Origin of the sequence: Allobaileyella intestinalis (assembly GCF_009695865.1) — a bacterium.
GTDB classification, from domain to species: domain Bacteria; phylum Bacillota; class Clostridia; order Peptostreptococcales; family Anaerovoracaceae; genus Allobaileyella; species Allobaileyella intestinalis.
In genome coordinates, this window is record NZ_VUNB01000003.1 from 83,202 (window position 1) to 104,179 (window position 20,978).

Annotated in this window: 24 protein-coding genes, 1 tRNA gene and 1 riboswitch; of the genes, 13 read left to right on the top strand and 12 right to left on the bottom strand. The window is 47.4% G+C overall.

The features are described 5' to 3' along the window. Positions 1-28: 28 nt before the first annotated feature. The 3 genes from gcvPA to FYJ66_RS03850 all read left to right on the top strand — a co-directional run bounded on the left by gcvPA (position 29) and on the right by FYJ66_RS03850 (position 3,884). A complete protein-coding gene (gene gcvPA, locus FYJ66_RS03840; protein ID WP_154572197.1) occupies positions 29-1,351 on the top strand; it encodes an aminomethyl-transferring glycine dehydrogenase subunit GcvPA in 1,323 nt (440 codons plus the stop codon). Then, positions 1,348-2,781, top strand: coding sequence for an aminomethyl-transferring glycine dehydrogenase subunit GcvPB (gene gcvPB, locus FYJ66_RS03845; RefSeq protein WP_154572198.1), 1,434 nt, complete (start codon positions 1,348-1,350; stop codon positions 2,779-2,781). The genes gcvPA and gcvPB overlap by 4 nt, the downstream gene beginning before the upstream one ends. 104 nt (positions 2,782-2,885) lie before the next feature. Next, positions 2,886-3,884 (top strand): lipoate--protein ligase, encoded by a 999-nt coding sequence (locus FYJ66_RS03850; RefSeq protein WP_154572199.1) that lies wholly within the window; start codon positions 2,886-2,888, stop codon positions 3,882-3,884. 218 nt (positions 3,885-4,102) lie between these two features. Here the strand turns inward: FYJ66_RS03850 and lpdA are convergent, their stop codons facing one another. Further along, positions 4,103-5,497, bottom strand: a complete 1,395-nt coding sequence (gene lpdA / locus FYJ66_RS03855) for a dihydrolipoyl dehydrogenase (RefSeq protein WP_154572200.1) — start codon at positions 5,495-5,497, stop codon at positions 4,103-4,105. Between the two features lie 342 nt (positions 5,498-5,839). Here lpdA and FYJ66_RS03860 point away from each other — a divergent pair, with 342 nt between their 5' ends. Continuing rightward, the gene (locus FYJ66_RS03860; protein ID WP_154572201.1) at positions 5,840-6,235 is read left to right on the top strand and encodes a GNAT family N-acetyltransferase; all 396 of its coding nucleotides are present in this window, start codon (positions 5,840-5,842) and stop codon (positions 6,233-6,235) included. 70 nt (positions 6,236-6,305) lie between these two features. On the opposite strand, the gene FYJ66_RS03865 is transcribed toward FYJ66_RS03860, so the two are convergent. Continuing rightward, the gene (locus tag FYJ66_RS03865) at positions 6,306-7,280 is read right to left on the bottom strand and encodes a GNAT family N-acetyltransferase (protein WP_154572202.1); all 975 of its coding nucleotides are present in this window, start codon (positions 7,278-7,280) and stop codon (positions 6,306-6,308) included. Between the two features lie 61 nt (positions 7,281-7,341). Continuing rightward, positions 7,342-8,226 carry a DUF2156 domain-containing protein gene (locus FYJ66_RS03870; protein WP_154572203.1) on the bottom strand — a complete coding sequence of 295 codons (885 nt, stop codon included), beginning with the start codon at positions 8,224-8,226 and terminating at the stop codon, positions 7,342-7,344. A 381-nt stretch (positions 8,227-8,607) separates the two neighbouring features. Between FYJ66_RS03870 and FYJ66_RS03875 the strand changes: the two genes are divergently transcribed. Next, positions 8,608-8,805 (top strand): DUF1858 domain-containing protein, encoded by a 198-nt coding sequence (locus tag FYJ66_RS03875; protein WP_154572204.1) that lies wholly within the window; start codon positions 8,608-8,610, stop codon positions 8,803-8,805. 63 nt (positions 8,806-8,868) lie between these two features. Beyond that, positions 8,869-9,501: a hypothetical protein gene (locus FYJ66_RS03880; RefSeq protein WP_235897352.1), complete on the top strand. Its 633-nt coding sequence runs from the start codon at positions 8,869-8,871 to the stop codon at positions 9,499-9,501. 103 nt (positions 9,502-9,604) lie between these two features. Here the strand turns inward: FYJ66_RS03880 and FYJ66_RS09405 are convergent, their stop codons facing one another. Continuing rightward, positions 9,605-10,630, bottom strand: a complete 1,026-nt coding sequence (locus FYJ66_RS09405; RefSeq protein ID WP_338071123.1) for a Maf family nucleotide pyrophosphatase — start codon at positions 10,628-10,630, stop codon at positions 9,605-9,607. A gap of 400 nt (positions 10,631-11,030) precedes the next feature. Here FYJ66_RS09405 and FYJ66_RS03890 point away from each other — a divergent pair, with 400 nt between their 5' ends. The 5 genes from FYJ66_RS03890 to FYJ66_RS03910 all read left to right on the top strand — a co-directional run bounded on the left by FYJ66_RS03890 (position 11,031) and on the right by FYJ66_RS03910 (position 13,718). Next, positions 11,031-11,342 (top strand): helix-turn-helix domain-containing protein, encoded by a 312-nt coding sequence (locus FYJ66_RS03890; protein ID WP_077391719.1) that lies wholly within the window; start codon positions 11,031-11,033, stop codon positions 11,340-11,342. Between the two features lie 3 nt (positions 11,343-11,345). Then, positions 11,346-11,897 carry an ImmA/IrrE family metallo-endopeptidase gene (locus FYJ66_RS03895; RefSeq protein ID WP_154572205.1) on the top strand — a complete coding sequence of 184 codons (552 nt, stop codon included), beginning with the start codon at positions 11,346-11,348 and terminating at the stop codon, positions 11,895-11,897. Between the two features lie 206 nt (positions 11,898-12,103). Further along, positions 12,104-12,745: a DUF4417 domain-containing protein gene (locus tag FYJ66_RS03900; protein ID WP_206156988.1), complete on the top strand. Its 642-nt coding sequence runs from the start codon at positions 12,104-12,106 to the stop codon at positions 12,743-12,745. After that, on the top strand, positions 12,745-13,125 hold the full coding sequence (locus FYJ66_RS03905) for a hypothetical protein (RefSeq protein ID WP_154572207.1): 381 nt from the start codon (positions 12,745-12,747) through the stop codon (positions 13,123-13,125). The genes FYJ66_RS03900 and FYJ66_RS03905 overlap by 1 nt, the downstream gene beginning before the upstream one ends. A 392-nt stretch (positions 13,126-13,517) precedes the next feature. Further along, the gene (locus FYJ66_RS03910; protein ID WP_154572208.1) at positions 13,518-13,718 is read left to right on the top strand and encodes a hypothetical protein; all 201 of its coding nucleotides are present in this window, start codon (positions 13,518-13,520) and stop codon (positions 13,716-13,718) included. A 148-nt stretch (positions 13,719-13,866) separates the two neighbouring features. On the opposite strand, the gene cytX is transcribed toward FYJ66_RS03910, so the two are convergent. From cytX to FYJ66_RS03940, 6 genes are all read right to left on the bottom strand, one after another. After that, positions 13,867-15,048: a putative hydroxymethylpyrimidine transporter CytX gene (cytX, locus tag FYJ66_RS03915; RefSeq protein ID WP_154572209.1), complete on the bottom strand. Its 1,182-nt coding sequence runs from the start codon at positions 15,046-15,048 to the stop codon at positions 13,867-13,869. Between the two features lie 79 nt (positions 15,049-15,127). Beyond that, positions 15,128-15,946 carry a bifunctional hydroxymethylpyrimidine kinase/phosphomethylpyrimidine kinase gene (gene thiD, locus FYJ66_RS03920; RefSeq protein WP_154572210.1) on the bottom strand — a complete coding sequence of 273 codons (819 nt, stop codon included), beginning with the start codon at positions 15,944-15,946 and terminating at the stop codon, positions 15,128-15,130. A gap of 153 nt (positions 15,947-16,099) precedes the next feature. After that, complete coding sequence (gene thiE, locus FYJ66_RS03925; protein ID WP_154572211.1) at positions 16,100-16,780, bottom strand: thiamine phosphate synthase; 681 nt, start codon at positions 16,778-16,780, stop codon at positions 16,100-16,102. A gap of 56 nt (positions 16,781-16,836) precedes the next feature. Then, positions 16,837-17,658: a hydroxyethylthiazole kinase gene (gene thiM, locus FYJ66_RS03930; RefSeq protein WP_154572212.1), complete on the bottom strand. Its 822-nt coding sequence runs from the start codon at positions 17,656-17,658 to the stop codon at positions 16,837-16,839. Positions 17,659-17,744: 86 nt separating this feature from the next. Further along, a riboswitch (TPP riboswitch) is annotated at positions 17,745-17,847 on the bottom strand. Positions 17,848-17,933: 86 nt separating this feature from the next. Beyond that, positions 17,934-18,311 carry a hypothetical protein gene (locus tag FYJ66_RS03935; RefSeq protein WP_154572213.1) on the bottom strand — a complete coding sequence of 126 codons (378 nt, stop codon included), beginning with the start codon at positions 18,309-18,311 and terminating at the stop codon, positions 17,934-17,936. A gap of 3 nt (positions 18,312-18,314) precedes the next feature. Then, positions 18,315-18,563 (bottom strand): hypothetical protein, encoded by a 249-nt coding sequence (locus FYJ66_RS03940; protein WP_154572214.1) that lies wholly within the window; start codon positions 18,561-18,563, stop codon positions 18,315-18,317. Between the two features lie 165 nt (positions 18,564-18,728). Between FYJ66_RS03940 and FYJ66_RS09370 the strand changes: the two genes are divergently transcribed. Both FYJ66_RS09370 and FYJ66_RS03950 read left to right on the top strand, forming a co-directional pair. Continuing rightward, positions 18,729-19,073 (top strand): EAL domain-containing protein, encoded by a 345-nt coding sequence (locus FYJ66_RS09370; protein WP_154572215.1) that lies wholly within the window; start codon positions 18,729-18,731, stop codon positions 19,071-19,073. Between the two features lie 50 nt (positions 19,074-19,123). Further along, the gene (locus FYJ66_RS03950; protein WP_338071147.1) at positions 19,124-20,323 is read left to right on the top strand and encodes an EAL domain-containing protein; all 1,200 of its coding nucleotides are present in this window, start codon (positions 19,124-19,126) and stop codon (positions 20,321-20,323) included. 29 nt (positions 20,324-20,352) lie between these two features. Here FYJ66_RS03950 and FYJ66_RS03955 read toward each other — a convergent pair. Both FYJ66_RS03955 and FYJ66_RS03960 read right to left on the bottom strand, forming a co-directional pair. Continuing rightward, positions 20,353-20,428: transfer RNA gene (locus FYJ66_RS03955), tRNA-Ala, on the bottom strand. A gap of 71 nt (positions 20,429-20,499) precedes the next feature. Continuing rightward, positions 20,500-20,967 (bottom strand): hypothetical protein, encoded by a 468-nt coding sequence (locus tag FYJ66_RS03960; protein ID WP_154572217.1) that lies wholly within the window; start codon positions 20,965-20,967, stop codon positions 20,500-20,502. Positions 20,968-20,978 lie beyond the last annotated feature (11 nt).

Below are 20,978 nucleotides of genomic sequence, written 5' to 3' on the forward strand. Positions count from 1 at the left end.
AGAATTTTCAATGATAAGGAGGTCGAAATTGGGCACATACATTCCCAATACTAAAGAAGAGCAGCTGCGCATGCTCCACGACATCGGATATAAAGATTTTGACGATCTTTTCAAGGGCATTCCGGATCAGGCAAAAATCAAGGGTTCTCTGAATTTCCCTGAAGGGAAGTCCGAAGTTCAGGTTTCTTCCATTGTAAGCGGCATGGCCGAGAAGAACAAAGTTTTCGGAAAGATTTTCCGCGGCGCCGGTGCTTATAACCACTATGTTCCTGCTACTGTCAATGCCATAGGTGATAAGGAAGAGTTCCTGACTGCATATACGCCTTACCAGGCAGAGATAAGCCAGGGCATTCTCCAGTCCATCTTTGAATACCAGACCATGATCTGCGAGCTGACAGGCATGGACGTTTCCAACGCATCTCTGTACGACGGAGCTTCCGCCGCTGCAGAAGCATGTGCCATGACACTGGACAGAAAGCGGACAACTGTATATGTTTCCGAATCTGTGGACCACAGAGTAAGAGAGGTTATCGGAACATATTCCTTCGGAAGAAACACCAAGGTTGTTCTGGTTCCTGAAGCAGACGGCGCTACTGACCTGAATGCGCTGAAGGAAATGATTGACGCAGATTCTTCTGCTGCCTGCTTCCTCATGCAGTATCCTAACTTTAACGGAATCATAGAGGATGCTGATCAGATTGCATCTATTGTTCACGGCGCAAAGGCTCAGCTTATCATGAGCGTCAACCCTATAGCTCTTGGTGTTCTCAAGACTCCTGGAGAAATCGGCGCTGACATCGTATGCGGCGAAGGACAGCCTCTGGGACTTGGTCTTGCTTACGGCGGACCTTACCTGGGCATTCTTGCCACAACCAAGAAGAACATGAGAAAAATCGTGGGCCGTCTGGTTGGTGAAACCACCGACTCTCAGGGTGAAAGAGGATTTGTGCTAACTCTCCAGGCCAGAGAGCAGCACATCAGAAGAGAGAAGGCAAGCAGCAATGTCTGCTCCAACCAGGCCCTTTGTGCGCTGAAGGCTTCCGTCTACCTGGCAACTGTAGGTCCAAAGGGCCTGAAGCAGGCTGCCACACTTTGCACTTCAAAGGCTCACTACCTGGCATCAGAGCTGGAAAAGGCCGGATTGAAGCTGACCTACGGCGGTGAGTTCTTCCACGAATTTGTAACTGAATGTCCTGATTCTGAGAAATTGCTGGCCGCCCTTGAGGAAAAGGACATCCTTGGAGGACTGCCTCTTGATGGAAACAGAATTCTCTGGTGCACCACTGAGCTCTGCACTAAGGAGGATATGGACGAAGTGGCAGCTACAGCAAAGGAGGTGTTCGGGGCATGAAACTGATTTTTGAAAGAAGCGTTCCAGGCAGGGGACAGGATATTTTCCCTGAATGTGACGTTGAGGTTAAACTGCCTGAATCTCCTCTGAGAGAAAAGGCTCCTAACCTGCCTGAGATTTCTGAAAACGAGCTGGGCAGACATTATACAAAGCTGGCAAGAGCTTCAAGAGGTGTAAATGACGGATTCTATCCTCTGGGCTCCTGCACCATGAAGCACAACCCTAGAATCAACGAGGTTATGGCTTCTCTTCCTGGATTTACCAGAATCCATCCTCTCCAGCCTGCAGATACTGTAAAGGGCTGCACAGAGGTGGTAGACACTCTGAGAAAAACCCTCTGCGAGATTACAGGAATGGACGACATGACATTCCAGCCTGCAGCCGGTGCACAAGGTGAGTTCACAGGACTCCTTCTCATCAAGGCTTATCACAAAAGCAGAGGAGACGAGGGCAGAAAGGAGATTATCATCCCTGACTCCGCCCACGGCACAAACCCAGCCAGTGCTGCAATGGCAGGCTACGATGTAGTAGTAATCAAATCCAACGAAAAGGGAATGATCGACCTGGATGACCTGAAGGCTCACCTGGGACCTCAGACAGCAGGTCTGATGCTGACAAACCCTAATACAGTAGGTCTTTTCGACGAAAACATCCTGGAGATCACCCGTCTCGTTCACGAAGCCGGCGGTCTCTGCTACTACGACGGTGCCAACCTGAATGCGGTTATCGGCATCGTTCGTCCTGGAGATATCGGATTCGATGTTATCCACCTGAATCTCCACAAGACTTTCTCCACTCCTCACGGCGGCGGCGGTCCGGGAAGCGGTCCATGTGGCTGCAAAGACTTCCTGGCACAGTTCCTCCCAGGAAAGAGAGTGGTTAACGGAGAATATACACAGGCCGAGAACAGCATCGGCTGCGTAACAGGTTTCTACGGAAACTTCCTGGTAATGGTAAGAGCCCTTACATTCCTTCTTACCAATGGATCCGACGGAGTTCCTGAGCTGGCAAAGAACGCGGTTCTCAACGCCAACTACATGCAGGAAAAGCTGAAGGATCTCTATCCGGTAGCTTACGACACAACCTGCATGCACGAGTTCGTAATGAGCCTGGAAAGCATCCACAAAGAGAAGAACGTCAGCGCTCTTGACGTTGCCAAGGCTCTTCTGGACTTTGGCATCCATCCACCGACGATGTACTTCCCTCTCATCGTAGACGAGGCCCTGATGGTTGAGCCTACTGAGACAGAGAGCAGAGAAGTTCTGGACAATGCCATCGAGGCATTCAGAGCCATCTACAAGAAGATCATCGATTCTCCTGCGGCAGTGGCAGCATCTCCTGTTACCACCCCGATCAAGAGACTGGATGAAGTAGGAGCCGCCAGACATCCGATTCTGAAGTACGACTTTTCCCAGGAAAAAGCGGAATAAAGCGGATTAACAGGATTCCATAATATTTCGAGGTGTTGCCCCGGGATCTGAAAACCTCGGATCCCGGGTTTTTATAAATGTGTTTATAAAAGGATAAAGATTATATGAAACTTACTACTATCATTACGGACTGCACAAACCCATATGTAAACCTGGCTGCAGAGGAACTGCTGACCATGAACGGGGGACCTGATGAGGTGATCCTGTATCTGTGGCAAAACGCCAATACAGTTGTAATCGGCAAGAACCAGAACCCGTGGCGGGAATGTAAGGTGGAGGCAATGGAGGAGAACGGCGCCCACCTGGCCCGCCGCCTTTCCGGAGGCGGCGCCGTGTACCACGACCTGGGAAACCTTAATTTTACAATAATCGCCCCTCAGGATCTTTACAGCGTCCCTAAGCAGAACCAGGTGATCCTCCAGGCAGTGGAAGACCTGGGCATTCACGCTGAGGTTACCGGGCGGAACGACCTTACCATTGACGGGGCAAAATTTTCCGGCCACGCATACTACAGCAGCCACGGCCGCTGCTACCACCACGGCACTTTGATGATGGATGTGAACTTCGACGATCTGTCCAATTACCTGCAGGTGTCCAAGGCCAAGCTGAAGTCCCACGGCGTTCAGTCCGTCCGCTCCCGGGTAACCAACCTCAGCACCTACCGGACGGATATTAACAAGGACATGCTGTGCCACAGCCTGATAAAATCCTTTGCGAATGTTTACGGCGGCACCCCGGACTCCCGTCCGGCTCTTAATCCAGACACGGATCCGGCCCTGGCGGAGCTTGTAAAAAAATACTCTTCTGAGGAGTGGCGTTACGGCCGGCGCATTCCTTTTGATGTGGAGCTGGATGAGCGCCGGAGCTGGGGGAACATCAACGCCCAGCTTAGCATGAAGGGAGAGACCATTCAGGAGGCCCGGCTTTACTCCGACTCCCTGGACACAACTGTTTTCCCGGAGCTTGAAGGGCTCCTGGCAGGACGCAACTACACCCGCAGCTCTCTGGAAGAGCTGAAGGATCACCTGCCTGCAGACCTGAACCAGCAGCAGGTGGAAATTGCTGCAGACATATTGGATGCAATCTGCGGACAGATGGAGTAGGGAACCGGCTGTCAACTGACAGCGAGCAGGCGGATAAGCTGGACCGGGTAATGGTGCAGCTGGATGGGAGGATTGAAGGCGGGTTCCATGATATAGATGTTTTTTCCTGTACCATGGAATTTGTTCCACCCGACCGTCCCTCTAAAAAAAAACAGGGGGGTGGCGAAACTGCCACCCCTCCTTAATAACTTTATCCATCTTTTCTGTTTTCACATCTGCTACAGCCTGGCTGTATCCATCACCGCTTCCACGAAGGATGGGTGAGGGTGGATTACGTTAGCCACGTCGGCAACTTTCAGGCCGTTTCCGATGGCAACTGCCAGTTCTGCAATAATATCTGAAGCTCTTCCGCACATAAGCTGTGCACCAAGGAGAGTGTCGTCCTCTTCACTGGAAACCAGCTTGATATATCCTCTGTCCAGGTCCTCGATGACAGTTTTGCCGTTGGCGGACATAGGGAACTTCCTGGTCTTGACCTTGATGCCCTTTTCCTTTGCCTCGTCCTGGGTAAGTCCAACCTGGGCGATCTCAGGGCTGGTGTAAATAACGCTTGGAACAGGCTCCATGCGAATCTCACCTTTCTTGCCGTTCATGGCAGCAACAGCGTTTCTTCCCTCAGCTGTAGCCGTGTGAGCCAGCATTATTCCACCGATGGCATCGCCGATAGCGTAAATGCCAGGTTCAGCAGTCTGGTAATTCTGATCAACAACAATCTGGCCTCTCTGTGTAAGGAAGTCAGGATGTGATGCCAGGAAATCATCGGAGAACACACCTGCTGTTGTAGACCTTCTGCCGGTAGACACGAGAACAACGTCAGCAGGAACTACAAAATCTTTTTCCTTCTCTTTGTATGCAACGGCAATCTTGTCTCCGTCCTTTGTAAAAGAAGTTACGGCTGCACCTGTATGCACGTCGATGCCCTTCTTCTTGAGGTTCATCTTCAGGCTGCGGCCCAGTTCCTTGTCCATTGTAGGGATCAGGCCGTCAAGGGCTTCGATTATGGTGATCTTAGTTCCAAGGTCGAAGAAAACTGTAGCGAACTCGATGCCGATGACGCCGCCGCCGATGATAACCATTTCCTCGGGAACAGGACCAGAAATATCCAGCAGATCATCGCTGGTCATAACTCCAGGCAGATCCACCCCAGGAATTGGCGGAACAAAAGGATGAGAGCCTGTAGCCACCATAATGTACTTTGCAGTGACGTCACGGGACTCCTGGCCATCCTCGTTGGGAGAAAAGGCCACTGTGTGGCCGTCCTTCACCTGAGCTGTACCCTGAAGAAGAGTGATTTTATCCTTTTTGAACCGTGACAGAATTCCGTTCTGAAGAGTCTCCACAACCTGGTTTTTCCTGGCGATAATCCTGTCAAGATCTGCACTGAGGCCAGTCACATCTACGCCGAAAGCCGCACCGGCATTAGCATCTCTGTATATGTCAGATGAATGCATAATCGCCTTTGTTGGAATACAACCTCTGTTAAGGCAGGTTCCGCCTACCTTGTCCTTCTCCATAACCGCAGTCCTCATACCGCTGGCTGCAGCATCAAAAGCAGCCTCATAGCCTCCTGGACCTGCACCGATGATCACAAGATCGAATTCAAAATCACTCATGCCATTTCCTTTCCCGCTGCCGGCAGTCTGACCGGCAGTACCTGAAACATTAAGCTTTCAAAATCTTTCTGCCGTATGCGGAGGCGTCCGCACACCATGTGATTATATCATAGCCTGTATTTTACAGCACTACAAAAGAACATCCCTTCATTGAAGAATCGCCATGTATCGTAAGAAACCGGCAATTGTCACGAAAAAATTCACATACAAACATCACGGCTGTATTGTATAATTTTTCCGGTAGTAAAAATCAGGAACCGGGTCCGCGCCTTCATGAGGGGCCATCCTTTCCACACCCTCAGGGGCAGGCCCTCCGGTCTTAACATATAAAGGAGTTATTTCATGGAAACAAGGATTAACAGGATCTTGCCAAGGGATTTTGTGAGCCTTCAGATACGCAGCGGCAACGAGCCGAAGAAGGCTGCCGCCGCCACCAAGGCAATAATGAACAGCCAGCTTACAGTGGGCATTTTTGATAAAAACCAGCTTATGGCATTTGGAAGAGTAGTAGGAGACGGCGCCCTGATCTACCTGATATGCGATCTTATGGTAGATCCCCGCTATGCCAGAAAGAACCTGATTCATCAGGTCCTGCACGAAATAAATGATTATCTCCTTGTTCACAGGACGAAGGGCAGCAAAGTGTATGTAATCGCTGACACCCCTCTGGACAAGATCTGCCGCAAGTACGGTTTTAAATATCTGGACAGTGATTTCCGGGTTGCCATGGTTAAATAAGGGCAGGATAAGAGATTTGATAATAAGTTTATTTAAAAAAACCGGCATGTTGAAACATGCCGGCAGTATTTCAGTCGAGAGGGAATCCGAAGTAAGGCACAAACCTGCTTTTCGCTGAAGCTTCTTTAAACTGCTTCTCTGAATTTTCATCAGGGAATGCGATCATCGCCTGTACTTCAACCTCTTCTGAAGGTTCTCTTCTGCCTGCTTCATTGATGACCGGAGTTCTGTACTGACAGATCTGGCAGTCCAGGATATTTGCTGCCGCCGAACTAAGTTTGTCTGTAACCAGGGAATCTCCATCCTGAGGTTCTCCATCAGGAGACAGTATTATTTCCTCCATCACCAGGACTTTTTCCGGTCCGGTGAAAATATTTCCTTCGTCGCTTCCGCTGTCCTCGGGAGTAGCTCTCATCTCCGTGTAGGCCGCGCAGATTGCCTCTTCTTTTCCATCTGCAAGAATCCTGTACATGTCCGTGCCTTCTGAGCCTATGTATTTCAGGATATCATCTGACAGCCGGAAATGAACAGTTCCCTCCAGGTATTTTTCCCGAATTTCTCCGTACTTACGGGGAGTGAGGTGCTCCAGCTTAATGCCGGAAACCTTCTTCCTGTGAACTGCTTTTTCCCTGACCAGGAATAGACTTTTGTATCCAAGAGGCTCATAGAAATTCACAAGTCCCGGCTCGGCAGGGCAGAGCATTGAAGCTTTTCCCTCTTCAGCTGCCAGGCCGCTGGCATAGGTTGTTATCTGAGAGCCGTAGCCCTTTCCTCTTTCTGAAGGATCTGTACATATGGCGTAGGAAATAAGCGCAGGAATGGTGAGTTCCTGGTTATTTTCTGTTTCGTAAAGGGGCATGACCACACCCCCCATGTCAAACTGGGTCAGCTCAGCGGCGATGCTGTTGAACTCCAGGATATACGCCCGGACATTGTCGCCCAGCACCTGAAAAAGCCGGCTGATAACTTCCTCATCGTCTCCGAAGGCTTTTTTCCACAATCTTGCAAATTCCGAATATTCTTTTCCCGAAAGTTCCCTGATCATGCTTTCACCTCATCTTCAAAATGTTTCCGCCGGGAATGGAGACAAAGTCTCCACTAAAAAACTACTTTTCCTCTGCGTAGTACTTCATCAGGAGCACGTCCGGATGGTAACTTTCCTTGGCCTTTCTCAGGCCTGGCAGTCCCATGTCCTCTTCTCTGTTGAAATACATAATGTCCGGATCTTCTTCTGCAACCATGTTCACGAAACACTTGTTGATCATGGTATAAGCTCCATCAACACCTGGCAGCGCTTTTTCGAAATGAACGTCCACCGTTGACTGGTCCAGCCTTGTTCCCGCCGTGAAGGCAACTGCCTGATCGTTCTGGTACAGCAGGCCTCCCATGAATCCAAGGGCGTCGTAGTTGTTGAACATCTCGTTGATGGCAACAGCTTCGGCGGCCAGGTCTGGATCATCCTTTTCCTTGTAAAATTCCTCCACGAATGCCCGGGCGGTTTCCAGGTTTTCGCTGGTTACCGGGTCATAGTGCCAAGGGCCGTTTTTCTCAAAATGCTTCAGATGATTCCTCTTGGACGACAGTTTCCTGCCCTTCAGGTATCTGAGCTTCTCTGTAGTATAGATATAATCTGCATTATCTCTGTCTTCTGAGATAATGAATGCGTCCTCGCCGTAATATTCCTTCAGCTCTTCCAGTGTTTTTGGTGTAAGACCTCTCATCATAAGCTTTGCCCCGGCACGATGAGCTTCTTCTCTCATGGCTTCAATGGAAGGACGAGGGTCTCCGTCTCCCTTTGGATATGCAAAAAAGCCGGGTCTGCCCAGGTCCAGAATCATTCTGGTACCCATGAATGCTACCTTCGGCTTATATATCTTTCTCCATATATACAAATTGGCAAAACTGTAATCTGCTCCGTGACAGCCACTGGCACAGATCAGCGTCTGTACTTCATTTCTGTCTTCCAGTTTTATATCTCTGAATTCCAGCATTTCAACTCCTTGCTCCGGGTATCATCTCTTTGTCCTCTGTTGGTCTCCGTTGTCCCTGTTGGCCTGAGCCACCCTTGTAAGCAGGGGACAGGCTCCCGGACGCTCCATGCCTCCTGCGTTATGTTTTATTTGTATCCAAAATTTTCTCATCAATTATACCTTTGAGGTAATTGATTGTAAACAACTGAATTGTGAATTCCTTGTGAAGAGGTAGGATTTTAATTTATTCATAATTCCTATTGAAAAAATAGGAGAATGATGTTAAATTGGCAGGGATGAAAACAACAGACCGGAAAGCGCTTGTGATTCGGCATTCCGCCTCGCTTCACCGTCGCAGAGACCCGGGCTGTTATATAAATGATCACAGAAGGAGAGGATACAATGGATAAGAAGATTACTAAGGACATGATTATCAGCGATGTTATCAACGAGAACCCTGAGCTGGTAAGAACTTTTTTTGAGAATGGCATGATGTGCATTGGCTGCCCTGCATCCCAGGGAGAGAGCATCGAGCAGGCAAGTGCCGTACACGGCATCGATGCTGATCAGCTGGTTGAGGCTCTGAACGCAGCCCTGTAAGGCCGGGTTCCCCAGCTCTTAACGATATTCTGCGTTTTCCAGGTGTCCCTGATGATGGATGCTTTGAACACATTGAATATGAAGAATGAACTGAACCACTTCATGATCGGCGCCTCCTATGGCGGCAATCAGGAGTGGTTTTCAAATTTCATGATGCGTCTTGGCGGATGCGCTGCCGAAACTGCCTGCGACAGCAGCGTATATTTTGCCAGGGAAAAAGGAATAACTGAAGCGTACCCTTACGATGCTCAGCACCTGACGAGAAGGGAGTACGTAGATTTTTCCAGGATCATGGAACCGTACCTGAGGCCACGGCGCAGCGGCATCGACCGCCTTGACATTTTCATTGACGGCTACGGCCAGTACCTGAAAGACAGAGGCATCGACTCCATTGCCATGACAGGTCTGGATGGCAACTGCCCGGTGGAGAAAGCAAGAGAGGCCATTATCTCTCAAATCGACAGGGGCCTTCCCGTTCCTGTACTGCTGTTAAGGCATAAAAACCGCAAGTTCAAGGACTACAACTGGCACTGGTTCCTCATAAACGGGTACAAAAACCTGGATAAAAACCACACTCTCGTAAAAGCAGTTACTTACAGCGAATACCAGTGGCTGCCATTGGAGGACCTGTGGAACACCGGTTTTGACCGGAAGGGCGGCCTGATCCTCTACGATATCAAGGATTCCCGGTCATGATTCCAACGATTTGATTGATTTGATTGATTTGATTGATGCAAATTTTACAGATTATGCAAAAACGATTCCCTGCCGGGAACCGTTTTTTGTTTGCCATATTTCGTCACTCTGTAAGCTGGTGGTAAACCTCTGCCACCGGCAGACCTACCACCGTGTTGTAATCCCCTCGGATCTCCTTGACCAGTACCGCGCCCCGTCCCTGGATCCCGTAGGCCCCGGCCTTGTCGAAAGGTTCTCCCGTAAGGATATAGTCTTCGATCATATCATCAGACAAGTCATAGAACGTTACTTCCGTGGAGGTGGAAAAAGTTTTGTGGTAGAGCACAGTGCCGCGGCTGGTCCGGACCAGAGTCACGCCGGTGTACACGTGATGGGTCCTGCCGGAAAGCTTACTCAGCATTTCAAAGGCCTCATCTGCACTGCCGGGCTTTCCCATAATCTCTCCATCCAGGGCAACGACAGTGTCTGACCCCAGAAGCCAGCTGTCTGGATGTCTGTCTGCCACGTCCAGGACTTTTTCCTGGGACAGCTCTTCTACATAGGCAGCAGGGCTGGTCTCCTGGCTCCATTCTTCTCCATCAGAAGGATCTACAATGCAGCTTATCCCCACCTGTTCCAGCAGCTCAAGGCGGCGGGGCGAACCAGATGCCAGCACCAGCTCTCCCGGAAATGTGAGAAGATCCAGAAGCGTCTTGCAGCCCTCTGTCACATCGTCCCAGGTAGCCTGAAAATCTCCGGTGAACCAGGGATCTGCAACTTCCCGGTCCTCTCCACAGATACTCATCAAAAGGTGGATTTTTCCCTCCGGATCTCCTCCGGCAATTCTCTCCATCTTTCTTTCATTTCCCTTATCCATTACCAGAATAAGGTCGAACTTATCATAGTCCTCCTTTGTAACCAGCCGGGCTCTTTTTCCCTCACAGCTGATGCCGTGATCTGCAAGGATTTTTCGGGCAGGAGGGTACACCGGATTTCCCACGCCCCCAATGATCTCCTCGGAAGTGACTGCAGCGGAATCTATGAAAAAGCGGTTGTCCATCCCCCTTTTATTGACGATGTCCTTCATGTAAAACTCAGCGATCGGCGAACGACAGATGTTGCCATGGCATACGAAAAGTATTTTTATCATTTAACCCCACCTTAACACTCTACAATTGATACTACTTGATTATAATAATCTCTCTTTCATACTCCAGTAAATACTCTTCACCCCATTCCTGTAAAATTCGTCATTATTAGAAACTTTTTCGATATAATTATATCCGTCGATGGGAGTGCGGAGCATTCCCTCCACTGGGGATTTGTCCGAGACAAAGACAATCAGCTTTACATCAACAATACAGAATTCGCACATGATATGACAGATAACCATTGGGTGCCACTATCACAGGAATTCTAATTTTCAGGACAGTAGATTATCGTTCCTACTGTCCTAATTTTATTGTAGGCAACATTTCTTGACAATCTGTCAAGCTTGCAGTACGATGTAAATAACCACGAATAAGTTGGTAATCAAAGGAGGAATTCACATGAGTAAGGAGTTAGGCAATCGCATATCCATTCTATTAAAAAAACAAGGCCTACAACAAAAAGAATTGGCTGAACGTGTTGGTATTACAGAAGGTGTAATGTCCAGATATATATCTGGAACCAGAGACCCTAAACCAGAGACATTAGCCTGTATAGCTACTGCTCTACACACAACATCCGACTATCTCTTGGGAATTGAAAATGACGAATTCAGTTACCCACGTGTACGCAGACTTATTGCTCGTAATGCATCCGCTATGTCAGATGAAGAGAAGAAAGAACTAATTAATGCGTTATTTGGAGGAGAATAGAATTTGGGAATCAGATTATCAGATGAACGTTATGAAGAGATTAAGCAAATCGTGGTTCGAATGTATGAAGAATACGATATCAGTTGTGTGCCTATCAATGGTTTTGAAATAGCCAGCAAGATGGACATTAAAGTCATTCCGTATTCTGCATATCCGGAAGCTACGCAGAGATTGTTGTTAAAGAAAAGCGTTGATGGTTTCTGTTTACAGCTTGATACTGGTGAGTGGTATATCTACTACAATGACAAAAAAGGGTACGGACGAATCAATAACACAATCATGCATGAAATTGGTCATGTTGTACTTGACCACACAGAGGACAGTGAATTAGCAGAAAAAGAAGTTAAGTTTTTTGCCAAGTTTGCACTTGCACCGCCGGTGCTCATTCATAAGCTAAAGCTAGAATCCCCAGAAGAAATTGCTGACATCTTTGAAATCAGTTATGAAGCTGCTTATAATGCCTTGTCTTATTATCACAAATGGCTTCGTTATGGTGATTCTGAATATACTGATTACGAGGAGAAAATTCTATACCTCTTCTCGCGGACAAGTTAAGGAGGTGGTTCTATTGAGGGTAAAATAATAAAACGTATTCATAACTGTTCCAGCAGTTAAAATACGTTTTACTTTTGGATGTGCTACATCCTTTTTCTAGGTAGCTAAGATTGTAGCATATCCTTTCCGTTACTTCAATTGACATTTTTACAAAACGCCAATTGACAATTTAACAATTGTCCGTTCGGGCAGAAAGGAGCATGCATATGCTTAAGACAAATGTACGCAAGTACGATATATTCAAGTTATATTACTGGCATAATGCCACACTTGTGGGGAAATATAGATTGCCACAATTAGAAGCAACACAAGCTTTGCCTCACGATGTGATAAGTTTTAATGAACGTAGGGGTGTATCTCATCCTGAAAATCACTGGATAGATTTCTTTATTGACGATGCATTGTTTGAAAACTTCTGGAATCATCCCGAGATGAGTTTTGAGAACCTCCGAAAATTTGAAGGAATTATTTCTACGGATTACTCGCTCTTTCCAGAACTGCTTCCTGGACAGATTATTTGGAACTGTACTCGTAATCGCGTAATTACATATTATTTGCAGCAAAATGGTTTTACAGTTATTCCTGTCGCATCATGGTGTACAGTTGAGGATTTTGAATGGTGTTTTGACGGTCTTCCTGACAACAGTTCCATCGCCGTTTCCACAAATGGATGTATGTCCAGTCCATACGGAAAAAGAATATTTCTGTTGGGCGTACAAGAACTTCAGAAAAAAAAGCACCCTTCACATCTGATCGTGTGTGGCCGCCATGTGTCGGAGCTGGATAAATACGACAACATTCATTATTATCCATGCTTTTCTCAGAGATGGAAGGAGCGTGTTAGATAATGGGTAGCCGAGGTTCTTTTTTAGAGAGTGGCGGTTTTTCCACCCCTGCTAAATGGCACACAGTTGATTATGTTGATGGCATTAAGGTACTGCTTCCCAAAGATCCGAAAGCCAGTATCAGTTTGCCGGAACGTTCTAATACTCCAGGAACATCCTATCTTTCTTATCGGAAGGATGGTACTTTTGATCAATTACGAGTTTTTGGGGATGATCGAATTCCAACTCTGGATATTGATTATGGCAAGCACCGAGGTAAGAAGTCTCTGCACGTCCACTATTATAAGGATGGTATACGCGGTAGCGGCAATGATGTTGTGGTACTGCATCCAGGAGATGCTTTATACGAAAGATATAAACGTTATTTTAAAGGGGTGATATAATGATTGGCACAAACATGGAAGAATTAAAACAATACTTGAAATCAAATAGAGAAATCGAGTTTTCTTATCAAAATTCTTTCTACACGATTGAACCAGGTGGAATTACATCAAACACACGATTTTCTATTTGGAAATCAAAGACAGATACGGACACAGCTGATTGCATCTGCGAATATACAGTCCCATCCGGTATGATTAGTGAAGATGACATAATTAACGATTTCTTAAACACGAAATGCTTCGAAGGGAAATCTTTCTTCGAAATCGAAACTGCTATTACAGTCGACGTAATCTTCTAAGCAATGATTGGTAATACACTATCAGAATTCATAGATGATATTCTCACTATGGGTGGGCCAGAAAAAGAATTTCTCTTCCGTGGAAAAAAATATATGCTACAGTGTCAGAAATATGAAGCAAATCCATCTCTTACGGAACTAGTTATTTTTGAGTGCTTCGGAGATGAGAACTATGTTTTTCGCTGTCATGGAAAAGATTTCCGAGAGTGCTTTGAGCAATTTGAGAAAGCTACCATTTTTGACGGAATGACTATCTATGATGCGGAATCCGAAATAGAAGTTCTTTTTGGATAATGGAATGGCCACAGCGGAATCACATCCACTGTGGCCATAATTATACTCGTCCCACCCTTCCGGCTCATCCAGTTCTTCTTCTCAGTTTTTTCTGTCCGATGCTGAAATGACGAACAGTATTTTTATCATCGACATTCCTTTCTCTTCGCTACCTCTGTTCCTCGCTTCTCGCGGTAACTTTTCCGTAAATTACAGCTATTATCATGGTAAATACCATATCCGGAAGGGTGTTGCCCACCGGTGTGCTGACCTGCATCAGCAGTCTGTAAGCCACAAAGCCTATAATCCAGATTACGAATCTTCCGGTGTCAAACTGGATGCTGCTGGAGTCGTGTCCCAGTATGAAATAGTCGGCAATCAGTACGGCGATCATAGGTGCGAATACAGAGCCGATGAGATACAGGAAGTTGGTGATGTCGTCCATGTTTATGAGACATGCGCCTACCGTTCCAATTACTGTTGCCGCAACTGCCGCATGTTTCTCGTTTATTTTTCCATAGACCGAAACGCTGGAAACTCCTGCGGAGAACGCATCCAGGAACGTGGTCGTAACTGTTGAAAATACTACGATGATGAGGCCTGCGATTCCGAGGCCGGCTTTAACCATTATCTGCGCTACATCAGATGTCTCGGTGAAAATAGCTGCTCCCATACCAATGATGAACATCCATGAGCTTACCAGACCGTATGTAATGGTGCTGACAAGGGTTGCGGCGAAGGGCTTCTCCGCATATCTAGTATAATCCGAGATGACAGGATACCAGGACAGGGGCATTGCTACGGCCAGCTCCACGGCACCGCCGAAAGTCATGGCATCAGAAGCACCGATCACAGCTGCACCGGCGTTTTTCATGATCTGTACGCAAAGAACAATGGTCAGTACGAACAGGGAAAGCATTGCAACGACGTTGATCTTCTCCAGTGTCTTCATTCCCACCAGGATCCAAACAATAATAAGCCCTCCGATGATCAGGGCCCAGAGTTTTGCCCCGGCGGCGAAAATAGTTTCAGCAGAAAGGGACGCGTCATAGATCATTATGCCCGTCCATCCCACCAGCTGCAGCACGTTCATTACCGCAAAGAAAGATGACCCTTTTTTTCCAAAAGAAATGGCTGCTGTTTCCATAGATGATCTGCCAGTCCGGCCGCCGATGAGGCCGGCAAGGAAAAGCATCACGCATCCGATGATGTGGCCCAGAATAATTGCGATTATTCCTGTTTTAAATCCCAGAGGGGCGAGGTAAGTACCTGTGATTATTTCGGCGATGGACACGCCCGCTCCGAACCAGATCAGCCCGTTGCTGAAAGTGCTTGTTTTCTTGTTTTCCATTTATATGACCTTCCTTTACTCTGAAAAATGCATACCTGCCGGCCCTGATAAGACTGGCAGGCAGCACAAACTTAAGGAGCTAAATATTGCTGAGATACTGGCCCACATCGGGTATGGCAAAACCGTGATCCATAGGACCACTTCCTTTTCCCAGATCCAGATGTGCCCCCAGTGCGCCGGAAATGTACTTCTTTCCTCTGTCTACGGATTCTTCCAGTGAAAAACCCTTTGCCAGATTGGAAGCTATGGCACTTGAAAGGGTGCAGCCGGTGCCATGGGTGTTGGGGTTGTCTATCCTGACTCCCCGGAACCACCTGACGTTCCCGTCTGCAACTGTGTACAGAAGGTCATTTGCATCGTTCAGGTTGTGACCGCCCTTTACCAGAACGGCAGTCATACCGAACTTCTTTCCAATTAGTTCTGCAGCCTCTGCCATGTGCTCTTCTGAAGTTATCTTCATCCCTGACAGCACTTCCGCTTCAGGAATATTAGGGGTAATGACTGTTGCCAGAGGCAGCAGCTCATTCTCCAGAGTCTCCACCGCATCGTCGGAGATCAGCCTGGCCCCGCTGGTGGCAACCATCACCGGGTCCACCACGATGTTCTCTGCCTTGTATTCCTTCAGCTTCTCTGCTATCACGTGGATGATCTCACTGGCGGAAACCATTCCAATCTTCACAGCATCCGGCCTTATGTCCGTAAATACTGCGTCGATCTCCTCTGCAACAAACTCTGGTGTTGCATCCAATATGTCCGTGACGCCGGTGGTGTTCTGGGCTGTAAGTGCGGTTATGGCACTCATGCCGTAAACTCCATTTGCAAGCATGGTCTTCAGATCTGCCTGTATTCCAGCGCCTCCGCTGGAATCACTTCCAGCGATCGTTAATGCAGTGTACATAGATTCTCCTCCTTATGAAATGCATTAATTTTGTATAGCGGCCCAAAGTGGTGCTCCCGATGAACCGCTTTGAAAAAAATTATAAACGTTGTCCTGAGTCTTACGGCCAGCCCGCAAGTGCTGAGTTGCCGCAAGATTATCTATGGAAAAAAATTATTTTTCCAGGAGATACTTATCCACATTTCGTGAAAGTTCTCTGGTGGCAGCTCCTATATCATCGGCGCCGAAAATAGCGCTGATCACTGCAACTCCAACCAGGCCTCTTCCGGCCAGCTCTTTCACGTTGTCAACGGTGATTCCTCCAATGGCTATAACGGGTATGGAGACTGCCTTGCAGATCGCCTCAAGGGTGTCGTGATCCACTTCTATGGCATCGTCCTTGCTGCCCGTAGGGAAGACGGCTCCGACTCCAAGGTAGTCTGCCCCTCTTTCCTCAGCCAGTAGCGCTTCATCTACAGTCTGTGCAGATACCCCCAGGATCTTGTCAGGTCCCACCAGCTCTCTGACGGCACCGGCTTCCATGTCTTCCTGTCCCACGTGTATTCCGTCACAGCCTATCTCGGCAGCCAGCGCGGCATCGTCGTCGAGGACGAAAGGCACGCCATATTCTCTGCACAGCTCCTGTATTTCCAGAGCCTCCTGTCGCAGCTCTTCCGAATTCTCCGGCAGGTCCTTTTCCCTTAGCTGAACGAAGGTGGCGCCAGCTTCAAGGGTTTCTCTGACCTGGTCCGCCAGCTTCTGTCCCGGCTTGAGCCAGTGCCTGTCAGTCACTGCATATACAGCCAGGGTAGGCACCAGGGTATCTCCCGAGAACTTTCCTGTGTTTTGATTCATGTTTCAGTCTTCCTCTTTCAGTTATCAAGATTTATAAAAATTCACCAACTTGCAAGTTACATGATCTGGCATTTTGCGCCTTTTTCCAGCTGTTCTCCGTCCATGTGGCAGATCGCATCTATTATGCGGTTTCTGTATGTGGAATTGCCTTCATAAGGTGCCAGGTGGTCGTATCCGATCTCTCCTGCCAGGCCCATTGCGGATACTGCTGCTGCAGCTGCTTCCAGCTTGTTATCCGGGTTGGCAACTATGAATGCCGTCATGAGGCCTGAAAGCTGGCAGCCTGTTCCTGTTATCTGGCCCATTTCTTTGCGGCCGTTCCGGATGACGTATGCCTTCTCGCCATCTGTCACGATGTCAATGGCGCCAGTCACTGCAACGATGGTATTCATTTTTTTTGCAAGGCCCTTGAGGAACTCAACTGCCTTCGGAAGGGTCTCGTCTGTAATGGCATCTGCCGCATCTGCGTCTACGCCTTTTGTGGTGCCACTGCCGATGGCCAGGGTCTTTATCTCTGAAATGTTTCCGCGGACCACGTCAAACTTTATCTCCTTGAGAAGATCGACTGCGGTGTCCGTGCGTAGCTTGGAAGCGCCGGCTCCTACGGGATCCAGCAGAACAGGGTGGCCCAGCTCGTTGGCCTTGCGGCCTGCTATGAACATGGACTGGATGGTCCTGGAGTTCAGCGTGCCGATGTTGATGTTCAGCCCGCCGCAGATGGTCTGGATATCAGGCACATCATCCTTGTCGTCGGACATGATAGGACTGCCGCCGGCAGCAAGCAGGATGTTTGCCACATCGTTAACTGTCACATAGTTGGTGATGTTGTGCACCAGGGGCACGTTTTTTCTTACATTGTCAAAACAGTCTTTGAACATGTTCCTTCTCCTTTGCTTCTTCAGGTTTTAATGAAAATGGCGGAGACAACTGAAAAGGGCAGGTTCCTGAAAAGGATCCTGCCCGTCATTAATACTCCATTTAATCCCTACGTTGGCATTATCCAAATCAGGTCATCAGGTCGAAGTCTTCGCTTCCTCTCAGCCATTGCGGCTCCCTGTAAATCGATTTTTATTATTAAGTTATATGCTTGTGATAAAGATAACATTTATCACAGCCAAGTTATTATAGCACATATTGGGAAAACTAAGAATAGTTACTTCAAAACTTCTCCCATGGATGACAAAGTGATAGTGTTGTACGCATTTGATTTATCATCTGGATGAGGTTCAATTGCAACAACAGTAATTTCTCCTTGCCCTGGCCCATAGGTCCAGAATATTCTCCCCGCTGCCGGTGTCCTGTTTTCCAAGTATGATTCCCATACTTTTCTCCCATAACGAGATGTCAAGGAAGAGATTTCATGAGAATTAAGCCCAGGATAACGCGGGTTCATGGACAACAGATGTAGCGTTTTTCCGATTTTTTTATACAGCTTATTCTCGTCTCTGGTTGCAGATCCCTCTTCAACTTTTTTCTCAAGCATATCCCAGAATTCTTCCATTTCAGGGACACCCATTCTTATCAGGAACATGGATTACTCCTTGAATTTCGAAACATCCACTGCTTTACCGGCTTTTCCCTCATCGAGGTTTCTCATGGACTTATCCATCATTTCAAGGGTGTTCCCTGAAACCCTGAAAGGTTCTACCAACTCCCTAGGATGTAGAACAATCCTCCCGTCGGAAAAATGTTCAACGTGGTAATATTCGTAGTGACTTTCACGAAGGGTAAGTCTCTTCTTTGAGTCAATCTTTGCATCGTATTCATTTATCGCTGTTTTCATTTTCATCACCTCCAGCATGTGGGTTAGTGGGATATCCCACCAACATGTTAATTGATTTATTTCCACCTGTCAATCTTAACTTTATACTATCCCGGGATTTTTATTGTTTCTCGTGCTAAAATCTTAAGGTAAAAATACAATGAAAGACGGTTTCCAACGACTGCTATGAACGAATCACTTGAAGAGTACATTCTTAACAATTTTGACAAATCAATAGAGAACGGATGGATCAGAGCATATTACCAGCCTGTAGTGCGGAGTATGACTGGATCTCTGTGTGGCCTTGAAGCCCTTGCCCGCTGGATCGACCCTGTGTACGGTCCCATTTCCACAGGCAGCTTCATCCCAGTTCTTGAGGAATCCGGCCTGATTTTCGATTTGGACATGATCATCCTGGAATGGATCTGCAAAGATCTGGCCCACCAGATAGAAAAGAACGGTCCATATGTTCCCGTTTCTTTTAACATCTCAAGGGTGGACTTCTGGGTCCCTTCTCTGAAGACAATATAATAGAAACTGTTGACCGGTACTCCATACCTCACAGTCTTATCAACATCGAAATAACCGAAAGCGCTTTTATCGAAGATATTTCACGGATAGATCCGGTCATGAAGTCTTTGCAGAAGAACGGGTTCAAGATATTGATGGACGACTTCGGCACCGGCTATTCTTCTCTTGGTGTACTTAACAACTTTCCTTTTGACAAAATCAAAATCGACATGAGTTTTATTTCCAAGGACGACAAAAAGTCCAGATCCATCATGGAATCTGTTGTGCGCATGTCTAAAGCCATTGGAATGCAGACAATTGCAGAAGGTGTAGAAACTGAAAAACAGTTCAGATTCCTGAGATCTATTGGATGCGAGAAACTTCAGGGATTTTATTTTGGCAAGGCCATTAACCCTGACAAGCTGATAGAATACTGCGAAGATTCAGGTATCGCCATTGAAGACCTGGAGGCCAGCAAATACTATGATTCTCTGGGAAAAATTGACTGTATCACCGACACATCTCTGGCAGTAGTTGAGGACGACGGAAAATTTTTCAAGACAATTTACCACAACAAGAAATACGAAGAAGCCCTGGTTCACGACGGCATTCCTTCTATTGCCAGCTTGGAGAAAGCAATCAATAATTACACCAGCCCCCTGAGCCATATGCTCCGTGTTTTTGCAGACCGGCAGCTGAGGGAAGAAGGGGAGACCCGTTCTGTTTCTTTCCCGTCAGAAGACCACTACATTGAGCTTACTGCCACCACCATCGCCCGTCACCACAACAATTATATATATCGGGTGAACCTGAAATACGTCACCCTCTGCGGCGATGGGAAAAACGCCAACAGATACGACAGCCTGATACGGAATCTGTATTATCTATGCAGCGATATTGCTCTTGTTGATATGGACAGTGACTGCATGGAGAGCATCAAATCCTCATTACCTGATCAGCCAACTGGAAAAACAAAGCTCATCTACGGTCTTCAGGCTGTAATGAACGAATTCCGGGACCACTTCATCCATCCCGACGATTTGGAAAGATACAACAGTTTCTCCGACCTTTCCACCCTTGTTCAGAGGCTGGATAACGACAAGTCAGGATATATTTCTGACTACTTCAGATCAAAAAGAGAAGGCTGCTATAAATGGCTCCGCCATTTCTTCCTTCCGGTGCCCGGAACTGCATGCAAACAGATTCTCATTGCAACCGCTCTGGAGGAATTCGACAGCAATCCTGTTTTTCATCAATGTAAATTGCAATAAAAAAACCGCACCTTCCGGTGCGGAAAATATGGTGGAGCGTAGGGGGTTCGAACCCCTGACCTCTTGACTGCCAGTCAAACGCGCTCCCAGCTGCGCCAACGCCCCTTAATGGAAACTCTGGAAGTGATTATACAACATCACATTCCCGGTTTCCACTTATTTTTTATATAAGAGACTTACTCAGCGTCCTTTGCCTCAGTCTCAGTCTCAGACTCAGCTTCCTTTTCTGCTGCCTTATCAGCCTCGTCCTCTTCTGGAACAGGAGCCTCTGCCTCTGCAGCCTTCTTAGAAGCCTTTTCTACAGCAGCCTTAGCCTTTGCCTCTTCCTTCTTCTTAGCCTCTGCTTCCTTTGCTGCCAGCTCAGCCTTTGTGTAGCAGTTAGCAGGATTCAGAGCCCTTACCTCATCGTAAACAACTGCACCAATGAATACCAGGATTGCATAAATCAGGTATACGATGGAGTTGCTGAGAATATACGGAATGGCATCTCCAAGGTTTGCACCCAGCGATGTTCCATAAGTCTTGAAGTAAGTGTTCAGATAAGCGATGGATCCGAAGATGGAATATACTGCATATACAAGCAGAATGCATGCGATCACGTAGAATGTGACGGATAGCTTTGACCTTTTCAGATTTTTTTTCATTTGTTCTCTCT

Bases quoted from the DNA above. Each gene is read 5' to 3' on its own strand.
- gcvPB (WP_154572198.1), top strand. From the start codon at position 1,348: ATGAAACTGATTTTTGAAAGAAGCGTTCCAGGCAGGGGACAGGATATT.
- FYJ66_RS03850 (WP_154572199.1), top strand. From the start codon at position 2,886: ATGAAACTTACTACTATCATTACGGACTGCACAAACCCATATGTAAAC.
- lpdA (WP_154572200.1), bottom strand. From the start codon at position 5,497: ATGAGTGATTTTGAATTCGATCTTGTGATCATCGGTGCAGGTCCAGGA.
- FYJ66_RS03860 (WP_154572201.1), top strand. From the start codon at position 5,840: ATGGAAACAAGGATTAACAGGATCTTGCCAAGGGATTTTGTGAGCCTT.
- FYJ66_RS03865 (WP_154572202.1), bottom strand. From the start codon at position 7,280: ATGATCAGGGAACTTTCGGGAAAAGAATATTCGGAATTTGCAAGATTG.
- FYJ66_RS03870 (WP_154572203.1), bottom strand. From the start codon at position 8,226: ATGCTGGAATTCAGAGATATAAAACTGGAAGACAGAAATGAAGTACAG.
- FYJ66_RS03875 (WP_154572204.1), top strand. From the start codon at position 8,608: ATGGATAAGAAGATTACTAAGGACATGATTATCAGCGATGTTATCAAC.
- FYJ66_RS09405 (WP_338071123.1), bottom strand. From the start codon at position 10,630: ATGATAAAAATACTTTTCGTATGCCATGGCAACATCTGTCGTTCGCCG.
- FYJ66_RS03890 (WP_077391719.1), top strand. From the start codon at position 11,031: ATGAGTAAGGAGTTAGGCAATCGCATATCCATTCTATTAAAAAAACAA.
- FYJ66_RS03900 (WP_206156988.1), top strand. From the start codon at position 12,104: ATGCTTAAGACAAATGTACGCAAGTACGATATATTCAAGTTATATTAC.
- FYJ66_RS03905 (WP_154572207.1), top strand. From the start codon at position 12,745: ATGGGTAGCCGAGGTTCTTTTTTAGAGAGTGGCGGTTTTTCCACCCCT.
- FYJ66_RS03910 (WP_154572208.1), top strand. From the start codon at position 13,518: ATGCTACAGTGTCAGAAATATGAAGCAAATCCATCTCTTACGGAACTA.
- cytX (WP_154572209.1), bottom strand. From the start codon at position 15,048: ATGGAAAACAAGAAAACAAGCACTTTCAGCAACGGGCTGATCTGGTTC.
- thiD (WP_154572210.1), bottom strand. From the start codon at position 15,946: ATGTACACTGCATTAACGATCGCTGGAAGTGATTCCAGCGGAGGCGCT.
- thiE (WP_154572211.1), bottom strand. From the start codon at position 16,780: ATGAATCAAAACACAGGAAAGTTCTCGGGAGATACCCTGGTGCCTACC.
- thiM (WP_154572212.1), bottom strand. From the start codon at position 17,658: ATGTTCAAAGACTGTTTTGACAATGTAAGAAAAAACGTGCCCCTGGTG.
- FYJ66_RS03935 (WP_154572213.1), bottom strand. From the start codon at position 18,311: ATGTTCCTGATAAGAATGGGTGTCCCTGAAATGGAAGAATTCTGGGAT.
- FYJ66_RS03940 (WP_154572214.1), bottom strand. From the start codon at position 18,563: ATGAAAACAGCGATAAATGAATACGATGCAAAGATTGACTCAAAGAAG.
- FYJ66_RS09370 (WP_154572215.1), top strand. From the start codon at position 18,729: ATGAACGAATCACTTGAAGAGTACATTCTTAACAATTTTGACAAATCA.
- FYJ66_RS03960 (WP_154572217.1), bottom strand. From the start codon at position 20,967: ATGAAAAAAAATCTGAAAAGGTCAAAGCTATCCGTCACATTCTACGTG.